This window comes from Amycolatopsis rhizosphaerae, assembly GCF_007713715.1.
In the GTDB taxonomy this organism is placed as follows: domain Bacteria; phylum Actinomycetota; class Actinomycetes; order Mycobacteriales; family Pseudonocardiaceae; genus Amycolatopsis_E; species Amycolatopsis_E rhizosphaerae.
Genome location: NZ_VJWX01000006.1, coordinates 1 through 23327 on the forward strand (window position 1 = coordinate 1; position 23327 = coordinate 23327).

At 66.3% G+C, this 23327-nt stretch carries 29 protein-coding genes and 1 tRNA gene; 14 read left to right on the forward strand and 16 right to left on the reverse strand.

Annotated features, from left to right (window positions below; translation table 11 throughout):
- The 6 genes from FNH05_RS37725 to FNH05_RS01325 form a co-directional block, all read left to right on the forward strand.
- A partial coding sequence (locus FNH05_RS37725) for a hypothetical protein (protein ID WP_186382312.1) occupies nucleotides 1-1316 on the forward strand: 1316 nt, incomplete at its 5' end.
- A gap of 113 nt (nucleotides 1317-1429) precedes the next feature.
- Nucleotides 1430-1687, forward strand: a complete 258-nt coding sequence (locus FNH05_RS01305) for a hypothetical protein (protein WP_144585031.1) — start codon at nucleotides 1430-1432, stop codon at nucleotides 1685-1687.
- Nucleotides 1688-1702: 15 nt separating this feature from the next.
- A complete protein-coding gene (gene glmS, locus FNH05_RS01310) occupies nucleotides 1703-3529 on the forward strand; it encodes a glutamine--fructose-6-phosphate transaminase (isomerizing) (RefSeq protein WP_144585033.1) in 1827 nt (608 codons plus the stop codon).
- 36 nt (nucleotides 3530-3565) lie between these two features.
- The gene (locus FNH05_RS01315; protein WP_144585035.1) at nucleotides 3566-4120 is read left to right on the forward strand and encodes a potassium channel family protein; all 555 of its coding nucleotides are present in this window, start codon (nucleotides 3566-3568) and stop codon (nucleotides 4118-4120) included.
- Between the two features lie 74 nt (nucleotides 4121-4194).
- Nucleotides 4195-4758, forward strand: coding sequence for a GrpB family protein (locus tag FNH05_RS01320; protein WP_144585037.1), 564 nt, complete (start codon nucleotides 4195-4197; stop codon nucleotides 4756-4758).
- Nucleotides 4759-4779: 21 nt separating this feature from the next.
- The gene (locus tag FNH05_RS01325) at nucleotides 4780-5433 is read left to right on the forward strand and encodes a class I SAM-dependent DNA methyltransferase (RefSeq protein WP_186382313.1); all 654 of its coding nucleotides are present in this window, start codon (nucleotides 4780-4782) and stop codon (nucleotides 5431-5433) included.
- A gap of 8 nt (nucleotides 5434-5441) precedes the next feature.
- On the opposite strand, the gene FNH05_RS01330 is transcribed toward FNH05_RS01325, so the two are convergent.
- From FNH05_RS01330 to FNH05_RS39940, 4 genes are all read right to left on the reverse strand, one after another.
- Nucleotides 5442-6065, reverse strand: a complete 624-nt coding sequence (locus tag FNH05_RS01330) for a maleylpyruvate isomerase family mycothiol-dependent enzyme (RefSeq protein WP_144585039.1) — start codon at nucleotides 6063-6065, stop codon at nucleotides 5442-5444.
- A 284-nt stretch (nucleotides 6066-6349) separates the two neighbouring features.
- Nucleotides 6350-6607: a DUF6228 family protein gene (locus FNH05_RS01335; RefSeq protein ID WP_144585041.1), complete on the reverse strand. Its 258-nt coding sequence runs from the start codon at nucleotides 6605-6607 to the stop codon at nucleotides 6350-6352.
- Nucleotides 6608-6617: 10 nt separating this feature from the next.
- Nucleotides 6618-7193 carry a hypothetical protein gene (locus FNH05_RS01340; RefSeq protein WP_144585043.1) on the reverse strand — a complete coding sequence of 192 codons (576 nt, stop codon included), beginning with the start codon at nucleotides 7191-7193 and terminating at the stop codon, nucleotides 6618-6620.
- Between the two features lie 301 nt (nucleotides 7194-7494).
- Nucleotides 7495-7728, reverse strand: a complete 234-nt coding sequence (locus FNH05_RS39940) for a GNAT family N-acetyltransferase (RefSeq protein ID WP_425458406.1) — start codon at nucleotides 7726-7728, stop codon at nucleotides 7495-7497.
- A gap of 13 nt (nucleotides 7729-7741) precedes the next feature.
- Between FNH05_RS39940 and FNH05_RS01350 the strand changes: the two genes are divergently transcribed.
- Nucleotides 7742-7975, forward strand: coding sequence for a GNAT family N-acetyltransferase (locus tag FNH05_RS01350; protein WP_144585047.1), 234 nt, complete (start codon nucleotides 7742-7744; stop codon nucleotides 7973-7975).
- Between the two features lie 38 nt (nucleotides 7976-8013).
- On the opposite strand, the gene FNH05_RS01355 is transcribed toward FNH05_RS01350, so the two are convergent.
- The 3 genes from FNH05_RS01355 to FNH05_RS01365 form a co-directional block, all read right to left on the reverse strand.
- On the reverse strand, nucleotides 8014-8364 hold the full coding sequence (locus FNH05_RS01355) for a MerR family transcriptional regulator (RefSeq protein ID WP_144585049.1): 351 nt from the start codon (nucleotides 8362-8364) through the stop codon (nucleotides 8014-8016).
- Between the two features lie 10 nt (nucleotides 8365-8374).
- The gene (locus tag FNH05_RS01360) at nucleotides 8375-9133 is read right to left on the reverse strand and encodes an SDR family NAD(P)-dependent oxidoreductase (protein ID WP_222426477.1); all 759 of its coding nucleotides are present in this window, start codon (nucleotides 9131-9133) and stop codon (nucleotides 8375-8377) included.
- A 168-nt stretch (nucleotides 9134-9301) separates the two neighbouring features.
- The gene (locus FNH05_RS01365; RefSeq protein ID WP_144585051.1) at nucleotides 9302-9892 is read right to left on the reverse strand and encodes a TetR/AcrR family transcriptional regulator; all 591 of its coding nucleotides are present in this window, start codon (nucleotides 9890-9892) and stop codon (nucleotides 9302-9304) included.
- Nucleotides 9893-9982: 90 nt separating this feature from the next.
- Between FNH05_RS01365 and FNH05_RS01370 the strand changes: the two genes are divergently transcribed.
- On the forward strand, nucleotides 9983-10927 hold the full coding sequence (locus FNH05_RS01370; protein ID WP_144585053.1) for an alpha/beta fold hydrolase: 945 nt from the start codon (nucleotides 9983-9985) through the stop codon (nucleotides 10925-10927).
- A 121-nt stretch (nucleotides 10928-11048) separates the two neighbouring features.
- On the opposite strand, the gene FNH05_RS37730 is transcribed toward FNH05_RS01370, so the two are convergent.
- The gene (locus FNH05_RS37730) at nucleotides 11049-11228 is read right to left on the reverse strand and encodes a hypothetical protein (protein ID WP_186382314.1); all 180 of its coding nucleotides are present in this window, start codon (nucleotides 11226-11228) and stop codon (nucleotides 11049-11051) included.
- A 583-nt stretch (nucleotides 11229-11811) separates the two neighbouring features.
- Between FNH05_RS37730 and FNH05_RS01380 the strand changes: the two genes are divergently transcribed.
- Nucleotides 11812-12288: a hypothetical protein gene (locus tag FNH05_RS01380; protein ID WP_144585055.1), complete on the forward strand. Its 477-nt coding sequence runs from the start codon at nucleotides 11812-11814 to the stop codon at nucleotides 12286-12288.
- A 9-nt stretch (nucleotides 12289-12297) separates the two neighbouring features.
- On the opposite strand, the gene FNH05_RS01385 is transcribed toward FNH05_RS01380, so the two are convergent.
- The gene (locus FNH05_RS01385; RefSeq protein ID WP_144585057.1) at nucleotides 12298-12525 is read right to left on the reverse strand and encodes a hypothetical protein; all 228 of its coding nucleotides are present in this window, start codon (nucleotides 12523-12525) and stop codon (nucleotides 12298-12300) included.
- Between the two features lie 360 nt (nucleotides 12526-12885).
- On the opposite strand from FNH05_RS01385, the gene FNH05_RS01390 reads away from it, so the two are divergent.
- The gene (locus FNH05_RS01390) at nucleotides 12886-14253 is read left to right on the forward strand and encodes a hypothetical protein (RefSeq protein WP_144585059.1); all 1368 of its coding nucleotides are present in this window, start codon (nucleotides 12886-12888) and stop codon (nucleotides 14251-14253) included.
- Between the two features lie 7 nt (nucleotides 14254-14260).
- Here the strand turns inward: FNH05_RS01390 and FNH05_RS01395 are convergent, their stop codons facing one another.
- The 5 genes from FNH05_RS01395 to FNH05_RS01415 form a co-directional block, all read right to left on the reverse strand.
- Nucleotides 14261-14836 carry a GNAT family N-acetyltransferase gene (locus FNH05_RS01395; RefSeq protein WP_144585061.1) on the reverse strand — a complete coding sequence of 192 codons (576 nt, stop codon included), beginning with the start codon at nucleotides 14834-14836 and terminating at the stop codon, nucleotides 14261-14263.
- Complete coding sequence (locus tag FNH05_RS39945; RefSeq protein WP_144585063.1) at nucleotides 14829-15131, reverse strand: type II toxin-antitoxin system TacA family antitoxin; 303 nt, start codon at nucleotides 15129-15131, stop codon at nucleotides 14829-14831. Before FNH05_RS39945 ends, FNH05_RS01395 begins: the two co-directional genes overlap by 8 nt.
- Nucleotides 15132-15306: 175 nt before the next feature.
- Nucleotides 15307-15987, reverse strand: a complete 681-nt coding sequence (locus FNH05_RS01405; RefSeq protein WP_144585065.1) for an HAD family hydrolase — start codon at nucleotides 15985-15987, stop codon at nucleotides 15307-15309.
- Complete coding sequence (locus FNH05_RS01410) at nucleotides 15984-16766, reverse strand: GntR family transcriptional regulator (protein ID WP_186382315.1); 783 nt, start codon at nucleotides 16764-16766, stop codon at nucleotides 15984-15986. The genes FNH05_RS01405 and FNH05_RS01410 overlap by 4 nt, the downstream gene beginning before the upstream one ends.
- 6 nt (nucleotides 16767-16772) lie before the next feature.
- Nucleotides 16773-16843: transfer RNA gene (locus tag FNH05_RS01415), tRNA-Gly, on the reverse strand.
- Between the two features lie 94 nt (nucleotides 16844-16937).
- On the opposite strand from FNH05_RS01415, the gene FNH05_RS01420 reads away from it, so the two are divergent.
- From FNH05_RS01420 to FNH05_RS01430, 3 genes are read left to right on the forward strand one after another with little or no spacing between them, the layout of a single operon-like run.
- On the forward strand, nucleotides 16938-18155 hold the full coding sequence (locus FNH05_RS01420; RefSeq protein WP_144585069.1) for an oxygenase MpaB family protein: 1218 nt from the start codon (nucleotides 16938-16940) through the stop codon (nucleotides 18153-18155).
- Nucleotides 18156-18171: 16 nt separating this feature from the next.
- Nucleotides 18172-18753, forward strand: a complete 582-nt coding sequence (gene dcd / locus FNH05_RS01425) for a dCTP deaminase (protein WP_144585071.1) — start codon at nucleotides 18172-18174, stop codon at nucleotides 18751-18753.
- 42 nt (nucleotides 18754-18795) lie between these two features.
- Entirely contained in the window at nucleotides 18796-20388 is a 1593-nt protein-coding gene (locus FNH05_RS01430) for a nucleotidyl transferase AbiEii/AbiGii toxin family protein (RefSeq protein ID WP_144585073.1), read from the forward strand.
- Between the two features lie 21 nt (nucleotides 20389-20409).
- Here FNH05_RS01430 and FNH05_RS01435 read toward each other — a convergent pair whose 3' ends face one another.
- Nucleotides 20410-22029, reverse strand: coding sequence for an acyl-CoA dehydrogenase family protein (locus FNH05_RS01435; RefSeq protein ID WP_144585075.1), 1620 nt, complete (start codon nucleotides 22027-22029; stop codon nucleotides 20410-20412).
- Nucleotides 22022-22618 carry a TetR/AcrR family transcriptional regulator gene (locus tag FNH05_RS01440; protein WP_144585076.1) on the reverse strand — a complete coding sequence of 199 codons (597 nt, stop codon included), beginning with the start codon at nucleotides 22616-22618 and terminating at the stop codon, nucleotides 22022-22024. Before FNH05_RS01440 ends, FNH05_RS01435 begins: the two co-directional genes overlap by 8 nt.
- 74 nt (nucleotides 22619-22692) lie before the next feature.
- On the opposite strand from FNH05_RS01440, the gene FNH05_RS01445 reads away from it, so the two are divergent.
- Nucleotides 22693-23319 carry a TetR/AcrR family transcriptional regulator gene (locus FNH05_RS01445; protein ID WP_144585078.1) on the forward strand — a complete coding sequence of 209 codons (627 nt, stop codon included), beginning with the start codon at nucleotides 22693-22695 and terminating at the stop codon, nucleotides 23317-23319.
- Nucleotides 23320-23327: the final 8 nt, after the last annotated feature.

The window sequence follows — 23327 nt, forward strand, 5'->3', positions numbered from 1 at the left end:
CCCCCACCCTCACCCCGGGGACCGCACTGCTGGGCGTCTACGAAGGCGGCGGCTACGACGAGCCCCGCTACCTGGTCTCGCGGGGCGACGGCCAGATGGTCCTGATCTCCCGGATGCTCAACGCCGTGGCCTCCGCGCTGGACGGCAAGCGCTCGCTGGAACAGGTCGCGGAGGAGGCGAGCCGGCACTACGGCGCGGAGTTGAACGCCGACGCCGTCCGCTACCTGGTCGAAAACAAGCTGCGGCCGCTGGGCCTGGCGACGATGGGCGTGCCGGACGCCCCCGCTCCGAAGCCGAACCCACTGCTCGCGCTGAGCCTGAGGTTCGTGCTCATGCCCGCGTGGATGGTCCGCCGCGTCGCCGCCTTATTCGCCCCGATGTTCCGCCCGCCGGTGATCGTGCTCGTCCTCGCGACGCTGCTGGCCATGGACGTGTGGCTGCTGGTCACCGGCCGCGTCGGTGCCTCCATCCACCTGTCCGTCGGCTCACCGGGGCTGATGCTGACGATCATGGGCGTGGTGCTCGCGGGAACCCTGTTCCACGAGTTCGGGCATGCCGCCGGATGCCACTACGGCGGCGGGAAACCGGCCCAGATCGGGGTGGGTGTCCTGATCGTGGTCCCGGCGTTCTACACCAATGTCAACGACGCCTACCGCCTGGACCGTCGGGGACGGCTGCGGACCGACCTCGGCGGTATCTACTTCAACGCGATCTTCGCCGTGTTCCTCGGTGCGCTCTGCCTGTGGACCGGGTTCCCCGCGCTGCCGGCGATCATCGTGATGATCCACATCCAGATGATGCAGCAGTTGCTGCCGCTGGTCCGGATGGACGGCTACTACATCCTGGGCGACCTGGTCGGCGTGCCGAACCTGTTCGAGCAGATCCGGCCGATCATCCGGCATTCGCTGCTGCGCAAGCCGCCCGAGCGGGCCGTCACGAACCTGCGCAAGAAGACCAGGGTCGTGATCACCACCTGGGTCTCGCTCGTGGTGCCCGCACTGGTACTCGCGCTGGTCAATCTCGCGATCTTCGTGCCCAGCTATTTCCGGAGCGCCGTGCAGGGCATGAGCGTGTACTACCGGGAGGGGCTGGCGGCGTTCGACAACGGCAGCGTGAGCGGCGTACTGCTCGCGCTCCTGTCGGTGATCATCCTGCTGGTCCCGTGGGTCGGTATCAGCACGATGGTCGTCCGCACCACCGCAAAGATCGTTTTCGCGGTGAACCGGAGGCTGGCGCGCCGCCGGAAGGCGGCCTCGGCACCGAACCGCGAAGGGGACGGTGGACTGCCCGCGCCGGAGTTCCAGCGCGCCGAGTGAACTCGGTCGATCTCCGTACCCCTGCTCGGCCTCCGGGCAGGGGTACCCGTGTTTTCTGCCCGGAATCGGGCAGAAAACTTGCTCCGGCGCCGTCGTGCTGCCACTTTCAGGAGATGGATCAGCAACTGGTCCGCCACGTCGCGACCTCCACCGGCCTGCCGATGGAGGTCGCCGAGCGGGTGATCGCGGACGTCATCGCGTACTTCGGCGAGACCGCCGAGGAGTTCGTCCGCCGCCGTCACGCCGAACTGCAGAGGCGCGGACGCAAGAACGCCGAGATCTGGCGGCTGATCGCCGCCGAACTGAAGGGACGGCCCCTCGGCGCCGTCCCGCTGAGTGAACGCCAGTTGCGGCGCATCGTCTACGGCTGAAGGAGAGAACAGCGTATGTGCGGAATCGTGGGGTACGTCGGGGCGCGAGCCGCCACCCCCGTCCTGTTGGAGGGACTGCACCGGCTGGAATACCGCGGCTACGACTCCGCCGGGCTGGCCGTCGTGCACCGGGGCAGGCTGAGACTGACCAAGGCGGCGGTGCGCGTGGACGAGCTCCGCGAACTGGTCGAACCGGACCAGCCGGGCACGGTCGGCATCGCCCACACGCGCTGGGCGACGCACGGCGAGCCCACGGACGCGAACGCCCACCCGCACGTGGACACCGCGAAGCGGATCGCGGTGGTGCACAACGGGATCATCGAAAACGCCGATCTCCTGCGCGCCAAGCTGACCGCGAAGGGAGTGGACTTCGCGTCGGAAACCGACACCGAGGCGCTGGCCCACCTCGTCGCCTCGGCGCTGGAGGAAGGCGCGCCTTCCCTCGAAGAGGCGGTGCGCGCCACGTTGCGGGGGGTCAACGGCGCCTACGGTCTCGTCGTGCTCGACACGCACAACCCCGGGCAGCTGGTGGTCGCCCGCAACGGCAGCCCCATCGTGCTCGGTCTCGGCGACGGCGAGATGTTCGTCGCCTCCGACGTCGCCGCACTCGTCCGCTACACGCACCGGGTCGTCTACCTCGACGACGGTGAACTCGCCACGATCTCGCCGGACGGCTTCGTCACCAGCACGCTGCAGGCCCGGCGCACCGCGAAAACCCCGACCACGGTGGACCTCGAGGACTCGGACTACCAACTGGGCGAGTACGCGAACTTCATGCACAAGGAGATCCGGGAACAGCCGGAGGCGGTCCGCCGGACACTGGCGGGACGGCTGGACGAGCGTTTCGGCACCGCCCGGCTCGGTGGCCTGAACCTGGACCCGCGCGCGATGCGCGGCATCCGGCGGGTCAAGTTCATCGGCTGCGGCTCGGCCTACTACGCGGGACAGATCGGCGCGAACCTGGTCGAGGAGTGGGCGCGCCTGCCCGCCGACGCCGAACCCGCCTCCGAACTGCGGTACCGCAATCCGGTGGTCGAGGAGGACACCCTCTACGTCGCGGTCAGCCAGTCCGGTGAAACCGCCGACACCCTCGCCGCCGTGCAGGAGCTGTGCCGCAAGGGCGGACGGGTGATCGGCGCGGTGAACAGCGTCGGCAGCGCCATCGCGCGTGCCTGCGGAAGCGGTGTCTTCCTGCACGCCGGCCCCGAGGTGTCGGTGGCCTCCACGAAGGCCTACACCAACATGGTGGTCTGCTTCGCGATGCTGGCGCTGTCACTCGGCCGGGTCCGCGATCTGTCCGTTTCGGACGGTGCACGGATCGTCGAGGCGCTGCAATCCCTGCCGGACCACATCACCGCCGTGCTGTCCGGCGAAAACACGATCTCCGAGGTGGCCAAGGAGCACAGCAACGCCGAGCGGATGTTCTTCGTCGGCCGCGTGCGGGGCTGGCCGGTGGCGCGGGAAGGCGCGCAGAAGCTGAAGGAGATCTCCTACGTGCACGCCGAGGCCTACCAGGCGGGTGAACTCAAACACGGGCCGCTCGCGCTGATCGACCCGGCGATGCCGTCCGTGGTGGTGGTCCCCGACGACGAACTGCTGGCGAAGAACATCGCCACCATCGAACAGATCAAGGCGCGCGGCGGCCCGGTGATCGCGGTGACCAACGCGGAGCTGCCCGAGGGCCTTGCCGACTCGCTCATCCGGGTTCCGCGCGGTGAACCGGAACTCGACCCGATCCTGTTCACCGTCCCGCTGCAGCTGTTCGCCTACCACCTGGCCCGGCATCTGGGGCGGGACATCGACAAGCCCCGGAACCTGGCGAAGAGCGTGACCGTCGAGTAGCCGCGTCGGTTCGAGACAGGGGAGAACGGAGGGGCGATGGCGGGGGAGCAGCCGCGGGGCGTGCGCCGTCGGCAGGCGCTCGCGTCGCTGTACCGGGCCTTCGCGGCGGACGTGCTGCTGCTGGTCTGCTACTTCGTGGCGCCGCTGGACGAGAAGCTCGGCCCGGTCGCGTGGGCGAAGTTCGTGGTCGCGCTGATGCTCTTCGCCTCGGTCATCGTCTTCCAGCTCTGGGCGATCGTGCGCTCCAGCGCGCCCCGGCTGCGGGCCGTCGAGGCGGCCGCCATCGGCCTTCCCCTGTTCCTCGTGCTGTTCGCCGCGAGCTACGTGGTCATCCAGCACAACCTGCCGGGCAGCTTCACCGAACACATCACCCGATTTGATTCGCTCTACTTCACGGTGACCGTGTTCGCCACCGTCGGCCTCGGCGACATCGCCCCGGTCAGCGAGGGGGCGCGGATCATCGCGACCATCCAGATGCTCGGCGGCCTGGTCGTGGTCGGCGTCGTGGCCAGGTTGATCATCGCCGCCGTGCAGGTGGCCCGGCGGCGTCCGGCCGAACCGGAAACCCCGCCGCCGGAGGACCGGAGGTAAAGAACTTGGCCGGTGTCCGGCGCGGGCGTTACGTTGGCCCGCTGTCGACTGGGAGGCCAAGGGAGGCCACAGCCATGTCCGAACCGCTCACGGAAGAGCACCTCGCCGCCATCCTCGTGCACGGGCTCCGCCCGGCACGCATCGTGCTCGCCGACTACGACCCCGCGTGGCCCGCGCGTTTCGAAGCCCGCGCGGCGGAACTCCTCGCGATACTGGGCGAACGAGCCCGGCTCGTCGAGCACATCGGTTCCACGTCCGTCCCGGGCCTGATCGCGAAACCGATCGTCGACATCGTCGTCGGCATCGACGATCCCGACGACGAAGGCGCCTACCTGCCCGACCTGGAGGCGGCCGGTTACGACCTGCGCGTGCGCGAACCGGGGCACCGGGCCCTGCGCATCGGCAAACCCGACGAGCCGGTGAACCTGCACTGCTATCGGCCGGACGACGAGGAAGTGCGCCGGTACCTGCTGTTCCGCGACCGGCTGCGAGCCGACGACGCGGACCGCGAACTGTACGCCGCGACAAAACGGCGCCTGGCCCAGCGCGAATGGCGGGACGTCAATTTCTACGCCGAGGCGAAACGGCCTGTCATCGACGAGATCCTGCTCCGCGGTGGCTGGACACCCCCGTCTTGACCGCCCGGTACGGTTTCCGGCGTGACCGAGCCGTCCTTCCTGCGGACCACCCGCACCGCCTACGACACCGTCGCCGCCGACTACGCCGAACTCCTCAAGGGCGAACTGGCCGGGAAGCCGTACGACCTCGCGATGCTCGGCGTGTTCGCCGGACTCGTGCGGGCAGGCGGGACCGGTCCCGTGGCCGACCTCGGCTGCGGGCCCGGCCGGGTGACGGCCCATCTGGATTCACTGGGACTGGACGCCTTCGGCGTCGACCTGTCGCCGGAAATGATCTCGGTGGCGCGGCGGACCCATCCGCACCTGCGATTCGAAGAAGGCACCATCACCGCGCTGGAACTGGGGGACGAGTCACTGGCCGGCGCGCTCGCCTGGTACTCGATCATCCACACTCCGCGGGAGCTGCTGCCGGGGGTCTTCGCCGAGTTCCACCGCGTACTGATGCCGGGTGCCCCGCTGCTGCTCGCCTTCCAGGCCGGCGACGAACGGGTCCACCTGCGGGATGCCTACGGCCACCGGATCTCCCTCGACGCCTACCGCCTGCCTCCCGAGAAAATCGCCGAAATGCTGGGGGAAGCCGGTCTCACCGTCGATGCCCGCCTGGTCCGGGCCGCCGCCGAGCCCGAGAAGACGCCGCAGGCGTACCTGATGGCGCGGAAGCCGACGGCTTCGTAACCCGGGTTTCAACCCCCGATCCGGCGGGCGAGGACCGGCTGTCCCGGTCCGCTCAACTCCGCGACCACCCCGCGTCGCCCGGCGATCGCCATCAACAAGGTCTCCGCCGGGCCTCGCACCACGGGTCCGCGCCCCAGGGACCAGTCCAGATCCGTGGCGACGAGCCGCAACCCGCGGGTTCGCGAGAAGCCTCGGATGACCGGTGCGCCAAGCGCGCCGCGAAGGGCCGGGCGCAGCCGCTCTTCGGGAACGCTGCGCGGCAGACCGAGCGGACGGCGGATGTCCTGGTGGTGGATGACGCAGTCGACCAGCGCGATCATCCCGCCGAACGCCGTCGTCAAACCGCGCGGCCGCAGGCGCGCCTTCAGCAGGGCGAGGACTTCTTCCGGGCCGTGGTCCCGGTACTCGGCCAGGGCGAGGTCGTTGATCCGGTCCGGCCGGAACCGGCCCCGCACGAACCGGGACAGCACATCCCGGAATCCCAGCCCGTCGTAGCTGATCACATGCGCCACCACGTCCCTGACCCGCCACCCCGCACACAGCGTCGGGGACTCCCACTGCTCAGGAGAAAGGGACTCCAGGAACGCGGCGAGGTCCGACCGTTCCTCCATCGCGAGTCGCGCCATGTCCATGGCATGCCGGTCTAATCCATCCAGCCCACATCCGCAACCCTCGGCGCCGGGAACGTGGTCGGTCGTCCTGCCCGGCGCCCCGTAGGCGAAAGCAGGCTGCCTGATCACGTTTTCATCCGGGGAACGTGGCGCGACTCGCTGCTGTATTCGGCAAGCCAAGTCGACGACTCGGGTCATTCCACCGATGTTCGATCCTCCGACGGTCCGGGGACCTGAGGTGCGCGGGCGCCGACCCACTCACGCACGTCGCGACGCAGCAGCAGACCAGGCATCGAGGTCATGGGTCAGCTCCGGATGCCGGACCAGCCCCGCCAGTCCCTGGCCAGCCCGTCGAGGAAGTCGCGGAGGTTCTCCGGTGTCTCGCCGTCGAGGGTCGCCGAACTCTTGGCCGAGATCCCGTCATCGCTGATCTCGACGACGATTTCGTACACGTACCCGTCGCCGTAATGGTCCACGGGTCGATGGACGATCCAGCGCTGCGTCGAGCCGGGCGGGGCGATCACCAAGCAGTCTTCTTCGCCGGTCACCGGGCGATTTGTCACGATCCGAACCCTATGGTGCCTCAGGACCGTTCGCGCCGATCGAATAGTCGTAGGGACTGTCGCCCTGCACCTCGACGTGTATCCGCGTGTACTGGCCGCCGGTCAATCCGGAGACCGTCACCGTCGCCGGATGGGACGCGTTGTGTCCGCCGGCGCAGGTCGGGTTGCAGTCGTTCGCCCACAGATTGCCGCTCGCCTGCGCGGTGGTCGAACCCCATGCCGACCAGCGCAGTCCATCGAGCCAGATACCGGCGTCGCCGCAGGTGAGGGTATAGCGAGAGGGGGAAGAAGCGGCAGTGCCATCGCAGGTGATCAGCGTGGCACGGGGCGCCTGCGATGACTGCACGGTTGCGGAACTGGATGTGCGCCTGGCAGTGGATGTAGAGGGCATCCGGGTGCTGGAAGTGGCGGGCATCTCGGTGCTGTCCGAGGTTGCGGAGGGCGTGGACACCGGCCATCCGCCGGCGGTCCCGACCCCGGCCGTGTCGGAAGTACGGCAGGCGGTCATGAAGAGCAGAATCGCTCCCCCGGCCAGTGCCGAGAGGATGCGCCGCCGCGCGGGGCCGAACAGAGGTTCACGGGGCATGATCGAACTCCTTCTGCCCACCTGGGGATTGACTGGTCATTCCGGCCTCGCGTGGACAGCGGCCCGACCCGGCCGGGGCCACCGGCAAGCGCAGAGCGTTCTTCCAGTGTGCGGCCAGGCGAGGTTCGGGCGGGACCGACCACATCAAGATCGTCTACCAGCAGGTTACGAAGTCACCCTGATGGAGCAATTGCGTTCACATATTATGTGAAACTTGTCACAACGTTCCATCGCTCGTGACCGGCAGGATTTCGGCGACTTTTCCTTTTTATCGCTTTTGCCGATGTCGACACCTCTGCAATCACTGTGGGCGTTTCGCCTCTTTCGCCCAGCGGAGCATCTCGATGCGCCCGCCGCGCCGCGGCCGGACCTCACGGCCCGCGATCCTGAAACCCGCGCGCCGGGCAACTGCTTCGCTGGCGGTGTTGCCGGGAATGGTCAGAAGCTGGACGCGTGGTGCTCCATGGTCGAACGCCCAGTCGCTGAGGACGAGTGTCGCGATGGTCGCCGCGCCGCATCCTCGCCCGCTGGGCAGTAACGCGTAGAAGCTGCGCGGACAGGGCGTAGGACGTGCCCTTTACCGAGCCTTCTTCGCGCTCGTCCGCTCGCACGGACGCCGCTACGTGCACTGCATCACCAGCCCGCAGAACACGGCGTCGCAGGCGTTTCATGCGCGGCTCGGCTTCACGATCTCAGCCGTAAAGCCGGACTACGACGGTCCCGGACTCGACCGCGTGGCGTTCACCATCGACCTTGCCGCGCATTCGGGGGCCGGTCACTAGCCACACCGACTCACCTTTGCCCAGCCGAACGATCTGGGTCAGCCGCCGGCCTGGGCCAGTACTTCGGTGAGACGTTTGCGGACGACGTCCAGCGCGGCGATCTTCTCCTCCACGTCGGTGAGCCTCCGGGCGATGACCCGCGCGCTCGCGGGACAGATGAGTTCATCGGCGATGTCCTGATCGAGGCAGGGCAGGAAGGCACGGACGTCACGAGCGGTGAGGCCGAGCGAGAGCAGAAGCCTGATGTTGCCCACCTGGCCGACCGTCTTCTCGTCATACTCGCGGTAACCGTTCGGCGCTCGCCGGGGGTGGAGCAGGCCCTGCTGCTCGTAATACCGCAGCGCCCGAACGGTGGTGCCGGCCTCGTTCGCCAGTTCTGAGATCAGCATCGCTCCATCTTCATCCGGCCGCGCTCAGCCCGCCGTCGACACGAATGATCGTACCGGTGAGGTAGCCGGCTTCGGGGCGCATCGCGTTCACGATCCACCACGCGATCTCCTTGGGCTGAGCGATACGCCCGAGCGGGATCCGGGCCCGAAGCTCCTTCCCCGCCGCGGCGATCTGCTCGTCGGAGAAGCCGGCATGGCTCAACACCGGTGTCGCCGTTATCCCGGGGGCCACTGACAGCACGCGAATGCCGCGCTGCGCCAGCTCGACAGCCCACGTGTGGGTCAGGAAGTCGAGAGCCACCTTGGTGGATCCGTAGATCGAATTGTCCGGCCAGCCGTAGTTGGGTGGGTTGGATGTGACGTTGACGATGATGGCACCGGCCTCCATGTGCGGCAGAGCATGTTGGGCCAGGAAGACCGGGCCGAGAAGGTTCGTGGCGAGCTGTTCCTCGGCGACCTTCCGGTCGATCGCACCGAGCGGAGCCGGACGAGTGATCGCGGCATTGTTGACCAGGGCATCGATGCGGCCGAACGTCTCCAGCGCGGCGGCGACGATACCGGCGGGGGCGTCCGGCTCGGCGACGTCGGCCACGAACGTCCGGATGCGCGGGTGTTCCCTGGCCGTCTCCGCAAGACGCTCCGCAGTCCGGCCGACGATGAGAACCTCAGCGCCCTCGGCGGCGAACTGCTGGGCCGTCGCACGACCGATCCCGGTGCCTCCTCCGGTGATGAGCACTGCCCGGCCGTGAAGGGTGTTCCTCTTTTCCATGTGCGAGACGCTAAGCCTTGACTCTGGCGTCAAGGTCAAGGTCAAGGACGCCGACGGCGTCCCAGGCAGCCACTGCGGCGAAGTATGTGGTCACGCCGATCGGTGTTGCGCGAGATGCCCAGTTGCTCAGCGATCTGCCCATTGTTGGCATTACAACTCAGGGCCTACCTAGCTCCGGGCGTACAACGCCTGCGAGAGCGCGCTCATGGTGATGTCGATTATCGTGTGGAGCTGCTCCTGACTCGCCCCGGCCCTGCTCATCACGGCCAGCGACTGGTTGACCGCCGCGATGTGGACGGCGAAGTCGTCGGCGTCGCTGTCGGCCAACTTCATGGCGCTCAAGGCGGTCCGCAGCCGCGCACGCTGTAAGCCCAGAGCTTCGATCGCGCGCGCGGCGATGTCAGGGCTCAGCACCGGTATCGCCATCGCGGTCTGGGTGACCAGGCATCCGTCCGGCAGGTCGGGGTCGGCGATGCGCTTCAGTGTGACTTCGAAGAACTCCCGTATCGCCCGCAGCGGCTCCTCGGACGCACTTGAAAGGGCCTGGTCGTACCTGTCCCCGTAGCGCGTGGCATAGCGGTCCAGGCAGCGCAGATAGAGCGAGTCCTTGTCGCCGAGCGAGGAGTAGATGGAACTGCGGTTCAATCCGGTCGCCCTGCAGAGGTCGTCGAGAGATGTGTCGGCGTACCCGGCTCGCCAGAACTGGACCATCGCCGCATCGAGCACGGTGTCCACATCGAACTGCTTCTTACCGGCCATCGTGCATGCACCTCGTTCTTGAGCCAAGCCGCTTTTGCCCTGCCCATCGTATCTTGAACTGCTCAGTTCAAGATACGTTAGGCTTGAGACATGACTGACGATGCAACCGCCGCGAACCGCTCTTGCGACCAGAACCCGATCTCCGGGTTGCCGCTGCACGACCTCGCGGGATTCACTCACCGCTGGGTCGACGCGGAAGGCATCCGACTTCATGCCGTGGAAGGCGGTCACCCGACCGGCCCTGCCGTCGTCCTGCTCGCCGGATTCCCGCAGACCTGGTGGGCTTGGCGCAAAGCGATGCCGGGCCTTGCCGAGCGATTCCACGTGATCGCAATCGACCTGCCAGGGCAAGGCCACTCCGACCGCCCTCACGACAGCTACGACACGCACACCGTCGCTTCGCGCGTCCAGACTGCAGTGACTGCGCTCAACGTTTCGAAGTACTGGCTCGTCGCCCACGACATCGGAGCCTGGGTTGCCTTCTCGCTAGCCCTGAAGTACGAAGAGCACCTGCACGGTGTCGCTCTGCTTGACGCCGGCATTCCCGGAATCACCCTCCCCGACGCCATTCCCACGGATCCCGACCGGGCCTGGAAGACCTGGCACTTCGCGTTCCACCTGGTGCCGGATCTTCCCGAGAAACTGCTCGCCGGCCGCGAGCGTGACTACGTTGACTGGTTCCTGAAGGTCAAAGCACTGCCCCCGAACACGTTCGACAGTGCCGAAATCGACCATTACGCCGCCGCTGTTGCGGCCGAGGGTGGTCTCCGAGCGTCTCTCGCCTACTACCGCGATGCCGCGGAATCGGCGCGTAGGAATCACGACGCTCTTGGACGACAGCACTTGACCGTCCCGGTCCTGGGAATCTCCAGCTCCCATGGCTCGATCCCCGACATGGCCGCTTCAGTCAGCCCCTGGGCAGAAAACGCGACAGGCGTCGTCATCCCACATGCCGGACACTTCATTCCTGACGAGCAGCCCGACGCAGTTGTGGACGCGTTGACCGCGTTCATCGATCACGAACGTGTGGGGTAGTTCGGGCATCCCCCATCACCGGCCGTGGGCTCATCGTGGGACCGCCGACGTCACGGGCCGGGATCCGCACCATGATCATCCCAGCGGACGAAGTGGACCGAGGTTGTGATGAAGATGGGCCTCAAAGAGCCTGCACTTCCACGACTTGCGTCACGCCCGGAACATCTTTGCGGCCTCGACCAAGGACCTCATGGCCCGGATAGGGCACGACGACATGAGGGCCGCGCTGATCTACCAGCGAGCGACGAGTAACGCCGATGAGCGCATCGCCGAACGGCTCTCCCAGCTCGTCGACGAGCACCGGGAGAGGGACGCCGAAGATCCAGACGAGGCGGCTCGGGCACTCCCGCCCTGGCGGGCTAATGGCCCAACTCAAGAGGGTATCTACCAAGCACGAAGGCCTAGGTCCGAAGTAGACACCTTCTGACCCAGGCCTTCGCCATGAGAGCGGATGACGGGAATTGAACCCGCGTTCTCAGCTTGGGAATCAAGTGGATCACGCTGGAAAGTGGTCCTGACCTGCGGCTCGTGGTTCCCGGGGTATGCCGCTGTTGACCGTGGTTGACCCCCTCTAATGGCACGCGAATGGCACGGCGTGGCGGGTTCCCACCTGCACGTTTCGGGCTGAGGTGATCTCCTCGCGGCGCGGGTTCATCCCTGCCGGGCCGGGTGGTGCCGGTCAAGGGTTTGCCGGAGGCCGCGAAGCGCCCTTGACCGGTGCCGCCCGGTCTGGCTGCCCTTGGGCGCGCCGCGAGGAGGTCACCGGACCGGTCCTTCCCCTGATCTCCGAAGCGGTGTCGGGTCCAGGGCAGCGCCCTGGCCGCCGGAGGCCTCTGGGCTGCTGGGAGACCTGGTGGTGAGCCTGCTGGCGGTGCGATCATGGTGTGGTGCAGGTGGTTAGGTCGCCCGAGGTGGTGGAGGCGATGCGTCGTCTTGGGGCAGTGCTGAGTACTGACCTGCCTGATTGCGCTGCCACTTTGTTGGTCCATGGCTGGGACTCGCCGTCGTTACGGGAGTTGGCGGGGCATCCGCGTGATGACCCGTGGCGCGTTGACGAGCTTTGGGGGTTGACGTTGGTCGAGTTCGGCGTCGATTTCGTGCCTTCTCGGGCTGTCTGGCTTGGGGCGGCGGCGGGCTATGAGTTGCAGTTGTGGCGGGCGGGTGTTCAGGAGACCTACGAGACGATGCATCGGCTCCTGGAGTTGACGGACTGGCTGCCTCCCGCGGAGTTGCCTGAGCTTCAACGCTTGATCGGTCTGGGCGACGAGCCGTCCGAGCGGCGGGGTAACCACCTGATCTACGTGGACGTTCAAGCGACGCTGGTTGCTCTGGAGCAACGGCTCAACCGCCGAGTGGGGTGAGGTTCGGTTCTACGGGGACAATGTGTGCGCTAGGTGGTGCATGGCGTTGACGAGATCGGCAGCGCCCTTGAGCTGGACGGACTGACCATCCATGCTCTTGAGCTGGTGAAAGATCGCGAGCAGGGCTTGGACGGTGGCGATGTGGAGTGCGTTGCGTTCGTTCTCGATCGCTGCTTCAACGGTCTGTTGTGCGGCGCTTGCGTAGCCGTCGGCCAGAGTCTGGGGATCGGTCGCCATGCGCCGACCATGCCACAACTCGATGAATCAGCGACTCCGCCAATCCGGCGATCGCCGGGGTCGCCGGCCGGAGCGGAGCGGCAGGCCGAGCGGCCCGACGGCGGCGGCGCGCTTGCGCGCCGCCCTTGATCCCATAGAGCCAAATTCGGCAGAGAAGGTTGCGTAGGCCGTGTCGGCTGCAGAGCCGTCCGTGCTCAACTGCGGCCGACAGCCATGCAGCGGGGCTGAGATAGACCACCCATTCAGCCCTACTGTGTAACGATCTGTAGACGATGGGTAACACTAATGGGCTCCGAGTTGATATGAAACTTGTCGACCGTCTCGGTGATGGGCCGATGCACAGGGGGCATGGAGGGAAGCTTGGACGACGATCTCGTGGCCGTCGCAACTCGCTATTTTGCCGACGCTTGCGAGAAGAGCGGACATAAGCTCAGTCGAAGCAAAGGCCAAGAGTGCCAGTGCCGTGCTTTAGCCGATAAGCTCGAGCGAGAGCACCGAGCGAGATTTGAAGCAGAAACTTATGACGTGAACAAGTTTCTGCTTCAAGCTTCGGCTGGCGGAGGTTTCCCTGCAGCAGATTGGCCAACTCCAGCTCTGATTCGATTGGTTGCGGATCACATCGTCGCGCCACCGTGGTTTAGCGGTTCCCCCAACCAGCGTATGGTCAAGCTAACATCCGGACTTGCGCGAATTGGAGAACGGGGGCTTCCACCAGATGCCTTGGTTCGCGTCGGCTTGAACCGGCAAATACGACTTAGTATTACGTCTCTAGTTATCGCCTTCTATCGTGAGAAATTTACCAAAGAAATACTTTCCAGACTTCCTCGCGACCTTCAAACATGGCTAGCCCTGGCCGAGACTTGCCTGGGCAAGCTGACTACCGCAGAGAATCTCGATGACAGCACCCGGATGCTAACTATTATTCCCGCCGTTAAGCACGGTATATTTGCAAAAAAGCTACAAGAATGGCTCGAGCGTGCCAGCATGCAAGACGTCATTGCATGGAGATATAAGGCGCCACCTCATGATGGACTCGCAGAGGAAGACATCAACATACAAGGGGGTCACGAGGCGATTCATTGGGTCATGGACAGGTTTTCTTTTACGCATTACAACGAGTGGTACAGAACGTCACTTTATTGGGAACTTAGATTCGCCAGCAATCCGGAAGCGACAGCGAACGAAGCTGGCCTCCCGTTGTCCATGCTAAAACAACGCCCGTCGCATACGGGTTTACTTGTGGAATCAATCGTCTCACGCGCATCTTACGCTCTTGAGCAGGAGGCGCTAATTGGAGACATAACACACGGCGAACTCCATTCGCATATACTCCTCCTGCTCGACCGCGGCTTCGTCAACCAAGCCATTGACGTCCTTAGCGCCGCATTAAAGAAGCACCCAAACAATGTTCTCATACGTTCCATGCTGAGCTTCTGCCTGACGCCGTCAAGTCCAATGAAAGCTCTTGAAGAAATCGATAAATGCACAGAAGATCCCGACGTGCCGGCTGAACTTTTGGCAATCAACAAGATCGCCGCTTTATGGCGTTCGGGCAATAAAGAGGACGCCAAGAAGATTGCGAACAGCAAGTTTTCCTTCAAAGAAGATGTCTTCTACATTCTATGGCGACCAGAAGATTTTGCTTCCGCATCCAATTCTGCTTGTTTCAAGGTTAAAAGGTATCGACCGAAAGACTGGATATCTGAAGCTTCTCGACTCTTGAACTGAGTTTCTGTCACAATTGCTGTATAGCCGAGGGCGTCTGAGCGGCATCAGCCTGAGTCATGGCCGCCTCGATATGATGGATCGGTATCATCAAGTGCAGTGGGTCCGTCGGCGACTGAAAAAGCTCAGCGTGGTGCATATAGAAAGATCTCGCAGCAGCATCCCGTGCGTGGATTAGAAAAGCACGAACACCGACGGACTTCGAGAGCATGACAGCGCGCCGCAGGGCATCATTAAACAGCGCGGATCCGATCTTGCGATCTTGATATTGCCAGTCGACTGCCAGACGAGCAAGCAGAATACAAGAAACCTCAGTGGGAGGAGCACCTCCGGCCACTTCACTTGGTACGTTTTGCTTACTTACTCCAGCAACAGTAATAGCATAGTAGCCGACAACTCTTCTATCCTCTGTAGCTGTCACATAAGTTACAGCGTTGTTTGCGCGTTGATTAACCATGGCATACTTTGTGAGCCATTCGTCAAGCTCAAATGCGCCACTTTGGAACCCGTTGACACTGTCCTCTTTTTCAAGCTTTCTCGGATGGCATAACTTCTGCCCCTCCGAAGTGCTTTCATTTTCAGTCATCGTGCTCCGTAAATGGGCTAGCCTCGGACAGCAGTTTGGCCAACTTAGGCATGTCTCGGACTGGCGTCTCTAGCAGACGTTGGAATTCTTGCCACTTCTCGTCGTCAAGGACAAACCAACGTCGGTCTGTAAGCACACGTTCAGCTTGAGTCACGGCCGAATCGAGGATGAAGTCGGTCAATGACCGGTCCGTCGCTGCGGCAGCCTGACGAAGCAAGGACTCTTGACGACTGGTGGCCCGCAAGTTGATCCTCCCGTCCCGTGGTGCACGTTGAGGAGTTGTCTCCGATGACATGGCATCTTCCCTTCAGTCTGTACACACACAGTACGTACGTCGGCTGAGGCCTCGTATAGTTACATCCCTCAGTCGGGTGGAACCCAGCTTGTTGCCAAATCTTTATCAAGCTCGGCTCCAATGGAGTAGCGGCGCTCGCGTGATGCCATAACCACAGGTCAGGGCACGCTTCGGGTCAAGAGCACGAGTCAACAAGGTCAGCTATAGCGTCAGTGATGGCGTCAGGCTGCTGAGTGGCCATCCTCACCCGCTTGCCAACCTTGTTGGCGTACCCGATGCAAAGAACGCCAGCCGTGCGCGAAGCTCGGATGTCGGAGAGAGAGTCTCCAACGAAGACAGTCCTTGCTGGCTCGCTCTGGATGGACTGCACCGCCTGTCTTAGTAGATGCGGACTGGGCTTGAGCAGTGACGCATCAGGGCTCATCCGAGCTGAGATGTGATCAACACTTGGCCGAAGCCCATAGAGGTCAAGGTAGGCGCTGATAGCTGCGGCACTGTTGTTGCTGACGATGGCTAGTGGCCGTGCGGATTCATGCCACGCCTGGATGAGCTCGTGTGCTCCAGGGGTTGGCGTGGCGGTGGGGATGGCTTCGACTTCGTGGGCGGTGAAGGCGGCTTCGACGTAGCGGGCTTCGTCTTCGCCGAGGGTGGCGGCGTAGCGGAAGACGTCGAAGGGGTCTTTGGTGGTGGCGACGTGTTCGGGGAGGTTGGTGTGCCCGCCGTCAGCGAGAACGCCGCGGAGTTGGTCGGCAACGACATGGTCGGGGATTCCGGCGAAGATGGAGCAGATGGGGCCGTCGAAGTCGAGGAGGAGTGCGCGGGCTTGGGCGAGGAGTTCAGCGGCGGTGGTGGTCATCGTTGGTAGTCCTGGGCAACGGTGGTCCAGAGGCTTTCGAACCAGGTGCGGGCTTGGTCGACGTATTGGCTGCCGATGGAGGTGTCGTCGTCGGTGGTGGAGTGGTGGAAGAGGATGGCGTCTTTGCCCATGAGGTCGTAGATGGCTTGGGTTTCGCCGTCGTAGGTGATGACGTGTTCGCGGACGGAGTAGAAGCCGAAGAAGGCGTCTTCATTGTTGATCAGGTAGAGCTTGAGCATCGGTGCCGCTGGATGCACGCGGACTTGCGCGCTGACCTCGTTGACCAGGCCCAGTTCGCCGAGTTCGGTGACGGAGTCGACGATGGCCAGGGTGTGATGGCGCATGATCTCCTCGGCTCGCTTGCGGAAGGTGGGGCTGTCGGCGTGCTCGTTGACGGTGCAGGGGATCGCCCAGGGCTGCGCGGGGTCGGACAGGAGTAGCCGCACGCTGATCGATTCGGGGCGTAGCCGGCCGATGCGGATCTTGTCCAGGGGCTCGGCGATGATGCCGTGCAGGGTCTCGCCGGAGAACCCGGCAAAGTCGATCCTGACGTGCTGGTCCTCGAACGCGCGCTCAATGTAGGGGCGCAGGCCAACGGGGCGTTCGGTGCGCTCTCGGACGAAGACGCCACTACCCTGCCGGGACACGATCAGGCCCTCCTCGCGCAGCTCGCGGAGGGCGTTCTGCACATGTTGTCGGGATGCTGCCGCGCAGTGGCTTGATCCAGCGACGACGAAGGCCCAGGTCCGAAGTAGACACCTTCCGACCTGGGCCTTCACCACAAGAGCGGATGACGGGAATCGAACCCGCGTTCTCAGCTTGGGAAGCTGATGTTCTACCATTGAACTACATCCGCAGTGCCACAGAGCATACACGCTGCCGCATCCCCCCTTCATCAAGCCCTCCGTTTTCGCTTGACGTGTCGACCAAAACTGACAACACTTGTTGTCATGATTGACCGTCTGCCGGACCCGGAACTGTTCCGCCAGGGTGGCTTCAAGCTGGCGGCCCGCCTGTTCGGCCCTGGGGATATCCGTGGGACCGAGGAGCAGGTGCGGCGGTTCCGCGAGTACGCACAGGCCGAGGACGGGCTTGCCGACGAGGTCGTGGCGATGTTCCACCGCCTGCCGAAGGGCCAGGGGCGAGCGCTGTTCGAGCGGGCGCTGACCGGGGGGATCGCGGCGGTGGACGATCCTCCGCGCGAGCTGGTCGAGTTCTTCCGCGCGGTGGAAGCGACGCCGTACTGGGTGGACTACGACCGACTCGACCGCGGGGCCCGCGCGATCACGCGCACGGGGGTGCTGGGGTTGTTCCCGCTGGGCGACATGTCGCTGATGGGCGGATATCTCGCCTCCCGGGCGACGAAGTCGCTGGTGGCGACCGGCGAGATCGAGCATATGGCCGGCCGCAGGCTGGTCGAGACGGCCGCGTGGTGGATCGAGGTGACCACTCCCGGCAAGCTCCGCCCCGGCGAGAGCGGGTACGCGGCGGCGCTGCGGGTCCGGCTGGTGCACGCGTATGTGCGCGCCGCGATGAACCGGCGCGACGACTGGGACTACGCGGCCTGGGACCGGCCGGTCAACCAGGTGCAGACGACCGGGACGCTGCTGCTGTTCTCCCTCGTCTTCGTCCTCGGCACCCAGTTGCTGGGCATCCGCTACTCCGCTCGCGAGCGCGCCGACATCATCCACTTGTGGCGCTACGCCGGCTGGCTGCTGGGCGTCGACGAGGAGCTCCTGCCCGCCACCGAGGAGGACGCATGGCGGCTGTTGTGGCTGCTGGCGGCCACCGAGTTCATCCCGGACGAGGATTCCAAACGGCTGGCCAAGGCGCTGCTCGTCTCCCACGAGCAGGTCGGCAGTGGCCGGGGCGCGGCGGGCCGGGTGCTGTCCCACCTGTCCGTGCGGGTGCACTCCTCCATCAGCCGCCTCGTGCTCGGCAAAACCAACGCCGACTTCCTCGAACTGCCCGACGACCCGATCGCGCAGGGGGCGGTGGTCACGGCGGCGGCACTGAACTACGCCGCCGAGACCGTCCGCCAGTACATCCCGGGCGCTACCCTGCTCCGCGAAGTGGTCGGCGGCCTGGAGCGGAGGCGCTACCTCGACCAGCTTTCCCGGATCTTCCAGCTCGACCCCACCTACGCCCGGCATATGCGTGCGGCGTGACAGCTAGGGTGGACGGGTGCTGCTCAGCGATCGTGACCTCCGCAAAGAAGTCGAAGCCGGCCGGCTGGGGATCGACCCGTTCGACCCCGGGATGGTGCAACCCTCCAGCATCGACGTGCGGCTCGACCGCTTCTTCCGCGTGTTCGACAACAGCAAGTACACCCACATCGACCCGTCGTTGCAGCAGGACGAGCTGACCTCGCTGGTGGAGAAGGAGGGCGACGACCCGTTCGTCCTGCACCCGGGCGAGTTCGTGCTCGCGTCGACGTTCGAGCTGGTCAGCCTGCCCGACGACCTCGCGGGGCGGCTCGAAGGCAAATCCTCGCTGGGCCGCCTCGGCCTGCTGACCCACTCCACCGCCGGTTTCATCGACCCCGGCTTCAGCGGCCACATCACGCTCGAACTGTCGAACGTCGCCAACCTGCCGATCACGCTCTGGCCGGGCATGAAGATCGGCCAGCTGTGCCTGTTCCGCCTCACCAGCGCCGCCGAATTCCCCTACGGCTCGGCCGAGGTCGGCTCCCGCTACCAGGGCCAGCGCGGCCCCACCCCCAGCCGCGCCTACCTCAACTTCCACCGCGTGGACACCTGGCGTTAGGCCGCCACCGGAACCTCCCAGTCGGCGGGGAAAAGGCGGACCATGACGATCATCGGTGACTTCGACATCCACCTGACCGTCTACGGGCACCAGTCCGCCGTGCTCGCCGTGTTCGGCACCGAGCACAGGCTCAAGGTCACCCACATCGTCCTCGATCGCGGCACTCACGCCTCGCAGCCGATGCTCACCCTGGCGGGCTCGGGCACCCTGGATGACCAACTCGCGCTCGCCGCGTCCTGGAGCGAGCGGCTCAGGGCCGCGGGTCTGGGCGTGCAGCGGGTCAAGGTCGAGGCGGCGCCGTGGAACGAGGGTGTGCCGCGCACCGACGCCGAAGCAGCGGACGAGCCCCCGGTGTACACCGGTCGGTCCTATTGGGGCGGCAGGGATCGGCCCGAACGCTACTTCGAGCACCACGTGAAGCTGCTGCTGCCGGACGACGCCGTCGACCGGCTGGTGGCCTTGACCGACCTGGTCGTCCCCCACGGCGCACGACCGTCCCGGGTGGCCCGGCGACGGCGGCCGGACGGTCGTGAGGAGCGGTTCGCCACGCAGCGCTGCCACGGCGTCGGTCGCGAGACGGCGATGGCCCGGCTGGACGCGCTGGTCGCCGACCTCCGCGCGGCCGGGCACGAGATCGTCGAGATCGAGCAGGAGTACGTCGTCCACGACACCGCGCTGCACTACGACCATGGCTGGCTGGAACCCGCGCGAGCCCGCCACGACCCTCTACGGCCCGCGGCGCCCGCTGGGGCGGACAGGTACCCGGCCACCTACCTCCCGCTGCCCACCGGCGAGGACGTCGAGCAGAGCCAGGTGTTCGACCCGGCGATGAAGCACCGTTCGAACGCCTACAGGCCCGGCGAGCCCCGGTTCACCGACCCGGCCATGGGTGCGCGGTGGCGGCAGGCGCGCGCGGCGGCGCGGAACCACGTGCTGACCCTGATCGCCGACTCCCCGTGGGCCGAATCGTTGGTGTTGCGGGGAAGCGTGACCATGCCCGCGTGGATCGGCGACGACGCGCGCGAGCCGGGCGACATCGATTTCGTCGTGCTGCCACCGGAACGCAGCCTCCGCAGCCCGGACGCGGCCCGGATGTTCGACGACGTCCTCGCCACCGTCCTCGCCGATCCTGCCGCCGGTCTGGACGCCGATGGCGCGCGCAGCGAGGACATCTGGACCTACGAGCGCGCCGACGGCCGGAGGCTGGTCATCCCGTTCGCCGTGGACGGTGTGCCGCCGGGCGCGGTGCAGCTCGACTTCGTCTTCGGCGAGCCGCTGCCGATCCCGCCCGCACCGCTGCACCTGCCCGCGATCGACCGGGTCGTGCTCGCCGCGACCGCGGAGCTGTCGCTGGCCTGGAAGCTGCTGTGGCTGGACACCGACATGTACCCGCAGGGCAAGGACCTCTACGACGCGACGCTGTTGGCCGAGCGCACGGGGGTGCCGTCGTTGTCGCTGGTCCGTGACCTGCTGCGGCCCCAGCTCGAGGACGCGGCCGACGCCTTCACCGCCGAGTCGGTGCTGGCCTGGGATGTGGACTGGTCCGGCTTCCGCGACGCGCACCCGCACCTGCCCGCCGACGACGACCACTGGACTCGTCGCCTCGCCCTCGCCCTCGACGCCGCCTGGCGCTGAGCGGCGAGGCGTTGCCGGGGATCAGCCGAGCGAAACCCGCGCCCGCTCGACCACCGCCTTGGTGTCCACAGTGGAGGGAAGGGTGCCGAACGCGATTCCCCAGTCGCCGCCCAGTCGCGAAGCGCAGAACGCATCGGCGACGGCCTCGGGGGCGTACAGCACGAGCAGGGAACCCTGCAGCACCAGCGCCATCATCTCGACCAGCCTGCGGGCCCTGAACTGCAGGTCGTCCAGAGTGGACAGCTCCTTGCGCAGCCTGGCCACCGCGTCGTCCAGCCGGGAATCCGCACCCGCCGCGAGTCCGACCTCCCCGAAGAACGCCTCCACGGATTCCGGCTGCTTGCCCATGGCGCGGAGCGCGTCCAGTGCGGCGACGTTGCCCGAACCCTCCCAGATGGACAGCAGTGGCGCCTCCCGGTAGAGCCGCGGCATGCCCGAGTCCTCGACGTAACCGTTGCCGCCCAGGCATTCCAGCGCTTCGGCGGTGTGTGCCGGACCGCGCTTGCACACCCAGTACTTGGTCACCGCGAGCGCCAGCCGGCGGAACGCCTGCTGGTCCGGGTCCCCGGTGGCGCCTGCCAGCCGCATCGCCACGGTGGTGGCCGCCTCGGACTCGACCACCAGGTCGGCCAGCACGTTGGCCATCGCGGGCTGGTCGGCCAGAGCGGCCCCGAACGCACGCCGGTGCACCGCGTGGTGCGTGGCGAGGACGACGCCCTGGCGCATCAGCGAGGTCGTGCCGAGCACGCAGTCGAGGCGGGTGTTGTTGACCATCTCGATGATGGTGGGCACCCCGCGGCCCTCCTCGCCGACCAGCCAGCCCACGGCACCGTCGTACTCGATCTCGGACGAGGCGTTGGACTTGTTGCCGAGCTTGTCCTTCAAGCGCTGCAAGAAGATCCGGTTGCGCGAACCGTCCGGCAGCACGCGCGGCAGCAGGAAGCAGGACAGGCCGCCGGGGGCCTGGGCGAGGGTGAGGAACACGTCCGACATGGGGGCCGAGGTGAACCACTTGTGCCCGGTCAGCCGGTAGCTTCCGTCGCCAGTGGGGGTGGCGGTGGTGGTGTTCGCGCGGACGTCCGAACCGCCCTGCTTCTCCGTCATCGACATCCCCGCGATCAGCCCGCGCTTGGTGGTGGGCACCCGCAGGCCGAAGTCGTATTCGGGCGAAGCGAGCAGCGGCTCGTAGACGGCGGCGAGCTCCGGGTTCGCCCGCAGCGCCGGGATGGCCGAGTAGGTCATGGAGATCGGGCACATGTGCCCGCCCTCGGCCTGGTTCCACACCAGCACCTTCGCCGCCCGCGCGACGTGCGCGCCCGGCCGCTCGTCGCGCCACGGCGCGCCGTGCAGCCCGTGCCGGACCGCGACGGTCATCAACTCGTGCCAGTACGGGTGGAACTCGACCTCGTCGATCCGGTGCCCGTACCGGTCGTGGGTGAGCAGCTTCGGCGGATACTCGTTGGCGAGGCGGCCCCACTCCTGCCCTTGGGCGCTGCCTGCGAGGCGGCCGAGTTCGTGCACCTCGTCCTCGGCCCAGCCCGCACCTTCACGGCGCAGCCCGGCCAGCAGAGCGGCGTCCTCGGCGACGTCGTAGCCCACCAGCGGGGGGACCTGGTTGAGGACTTCGTGGGTGTCAGGCATGGGAACCTCCTAGGGCACGCAGGATGAAGGTGCGCAGACCGGGATCGGCTTCGGTGTTGTCGCTGGTCAGTGGGCCGACGAGCACCTCGGCGGCGGCACCGACCAGCGCGGCGGCGGTCAGTTCGGCGTCCTGTGCGGGCAGCAGCCCGGCCCGTACCCCGTCGCGGATGTGCCGGGCGGCCACGTCGCGGAACACGCGGCGGAACACCACGCGCTCGGCCTCGACCTGCGCGTCGACGGGCTCGGCCAGCAGCGCGTAGGCGCGGCGTGGTGCTTTGAGCGCACGGGCGGCGAAGGTCTCGAACACGGCCACGACCCGTCCGACGGGATCACCCGGCAGCTCGCCGGCCTTGGTGACGGCCTCGACCTCGCGGCTGACCACCCCTCGGAACAGCTCGACGACCAACTCGGCCTTGCCCGGGAAGTGGCGATAGACGCTGCCGGTGGCGACCCCGGCCCGCTCGGCGACCGCGGCGACCGAACATCCGGCGTAGCCACGCTCGGCCAGCAGTTCGCCCGCGGCGTCGAGGATCGCCGCGCGCTGGGCGTCCAGGCGCGCCTGCACCTGGGGGGTGCGTCGGTAGACCACGCAAGAAGTGAACCACTGATTCACACCTTGCGGCAAGGGCCGTCCGCCCCTCCCGCGCGCACTACCCTCGGCCCATGACCAGCACCGCACCGGGCTTGCCCGGACGCCAGGCCGAGGCCCGGCGCAACGACGAGCGCGTCCTCGCCGTCGCCCGTGACGCCCTCGCCGACGAGGGGTACGACGTGTCCATGGCGGAGATCGCGCGCCGCGCCGGGGTGGGGATCGGGACCCTCTACCGCCGCTACCCGAGCAAGGACGACCTGGTGACAGCGGTGGCGATCTCGACCATGGACTGGGCGGCGGACCAGGCCGTGGCGGCGATCGAGGCCGAAGGAGAAGCGTGGAGCGGTTTCGTCGACTTCCTTCGGCGCTGCGTGGAACAGCGGCCGGGCGATCTGAGGCGCCTGGCCGGGCGGATCGTCTCGTCACCGGAACGTCTCGCCGCGAGCAACCGGCTCGGGGAGGCCCTTGGCGCACTGGTGGAGAAGGTGAAGCGAGCGGGCCAGCTGCGCCAGGACGTGACCGCCGCGGACGTCTACCTGCTGCTCACCCTGATGCGGTTCCCCGACCCGGCCCTGAACCGCCGTTTCCTCGCCATCGCCGTCTCGGGCCTTCGACCGGATGGCGCGGGACTGCCGGAACCGGCGCCGAGTTGGCCGGATCTGCAGCGGATGTGGCACCTGGAACCGTCTTCTGATTGAATCGGAAT

What these genes read in the sequence shown, in the direction of transcription:
- FNH05_RS01430 (WP_144585073.1), top strand. Translation starts at nt 18,796, where the DNA reads ATGACGATCATCGGTGACTTCGACATCCACCTGACCGTCTACGGGCAC.
- FNH05_RS01405 (WP_144585065.1), bottom strand. Translation starts at nt 15,987, where the DNA reads ATGACCACCACCGCCGCTGAACTCCTCGCCCAAGCCCGCGCACTCCTC.
- FNH05_RS01305 (WP_144585031.1), top strand. Translation starts at nt 1,430, where the DNA reads ATGGATCAGCAACTGGTCCGCCACGTCGCGACCTCCACCGGCCTGCCG.
- FNH05_RS01320 (WP_144585037.1), top strand. Translation starts at nt 4,195, where the DNA reads ATGTCCGAACCGCTCACGGAAGAGCACCTCGCCGCCATCCTCGTGCAC.
- FNH05_RS01365 (WP_144585051.1), bottom strand. Translation starts at nt 9,892, where the DNA reads ATGGCCGGTAAGAAGCAGTTCGATGTGGACACCGTGCTCGATGCGGCG.
- FNH05_RS01355 (WP_144585049.1), bottom strand. Translation starts at nt 8,364, where the DNA reads ATGCTGATCTCAGAACTGGCGAACGAGGCCGGCACCACCGTTCGGGCG.
- FNH05_RS01435 (WP_144585075.1), bottom strand. Translation starts at nt 22,029, where the DNA reads ATGCCTGACACCCACGAAGTCCTCAACCAGGTCCCCCCGCTGGTGGGC.
- FNH05_RS01360 (WP_222426477.1), bottom strand. Translation starts at nt 9,133, where the DNA reads ATGGAAAAGAGGAACACCCTTCACGGCCGGGCAGTGCTCATCACCGGA.
- FNH05_RS01445 (WP_144585078.1), top strand. Translation starts at nt 22,693, where the DNA reads ATGACCAGCACCGCACCGGGCTTGCCCGGACGCCAGGCCGAGGCCCGG.
- FNH05_RS01385 (WP_144585057.1), bottom strand. Translation starts at nt 12,525, where the DNA reads ATGGCGACCGATCCCCAGACTCTGGCCGACGGCTACGCAAGCGCCGCA.
- FNH05_RS39945 (WP_144585063.1), bottom strand. Translation starts at nt 15,131, where the DNA reads ATGTCATCGGAGACAACTCCTCAACGTGCACCACGGGACGGGAGGATC.
- FNH05_RS01340 (WP_144585043.1), bottom strand. Translation starts at nt 7,193, where the DNA reads ATGCCCCGTGAACCTCTGTTCGGCCCCGCGCGGCGGCGCATCCTCTCG.
- glmS (WP_144585033.1), top strand. Translation starts at nt 1,703, where the DNA reads ATGTGCGGAATCGTGGGGTACGTCGGGGCGCGAGCCGCCACCCCCGTC.
- FNH05_RS01315 (WP_144585035.1), top strand. Translation starts at nt 3,566, where the DNA reads ATGGCGGGGGAGCAGCCGCGGGGCGTGCGCCGTCGGCAGGCGCTCGCG.
- FNH05_RS01330 (WP_144585039.1), bottom strand. Translation starts at nt 6,065, where the DNA reads ATGGACATGGCGCGACTCGCGATGGAGGAACGGTCGGACCTCGCCGCG.
- FNH05_RS01420 (WP_144585069.1), top strand. Translation starts at nt 16,938, where the DNA reads ATGATTGACCGTCTGCCGGACCCGGAACTGTTCCGCCAGGGTGGCTTC.
- FNH05_RS01370 (WP_144585053.1), top strand. Translation starts at nt 9,983, where the DNA reads ATGACTGACGATGCAACCGCCGCGAACCGCTCTTGCGACCAGAACCCG.
- FNH05_RS01395 (WP_144585061.1), bottom strand. Translation starts at nt 14,836, where the DNA reads ATGACTGAAAATGAAAGCACTTCGGAGGGGCAGAAGTTATGCCATCCG.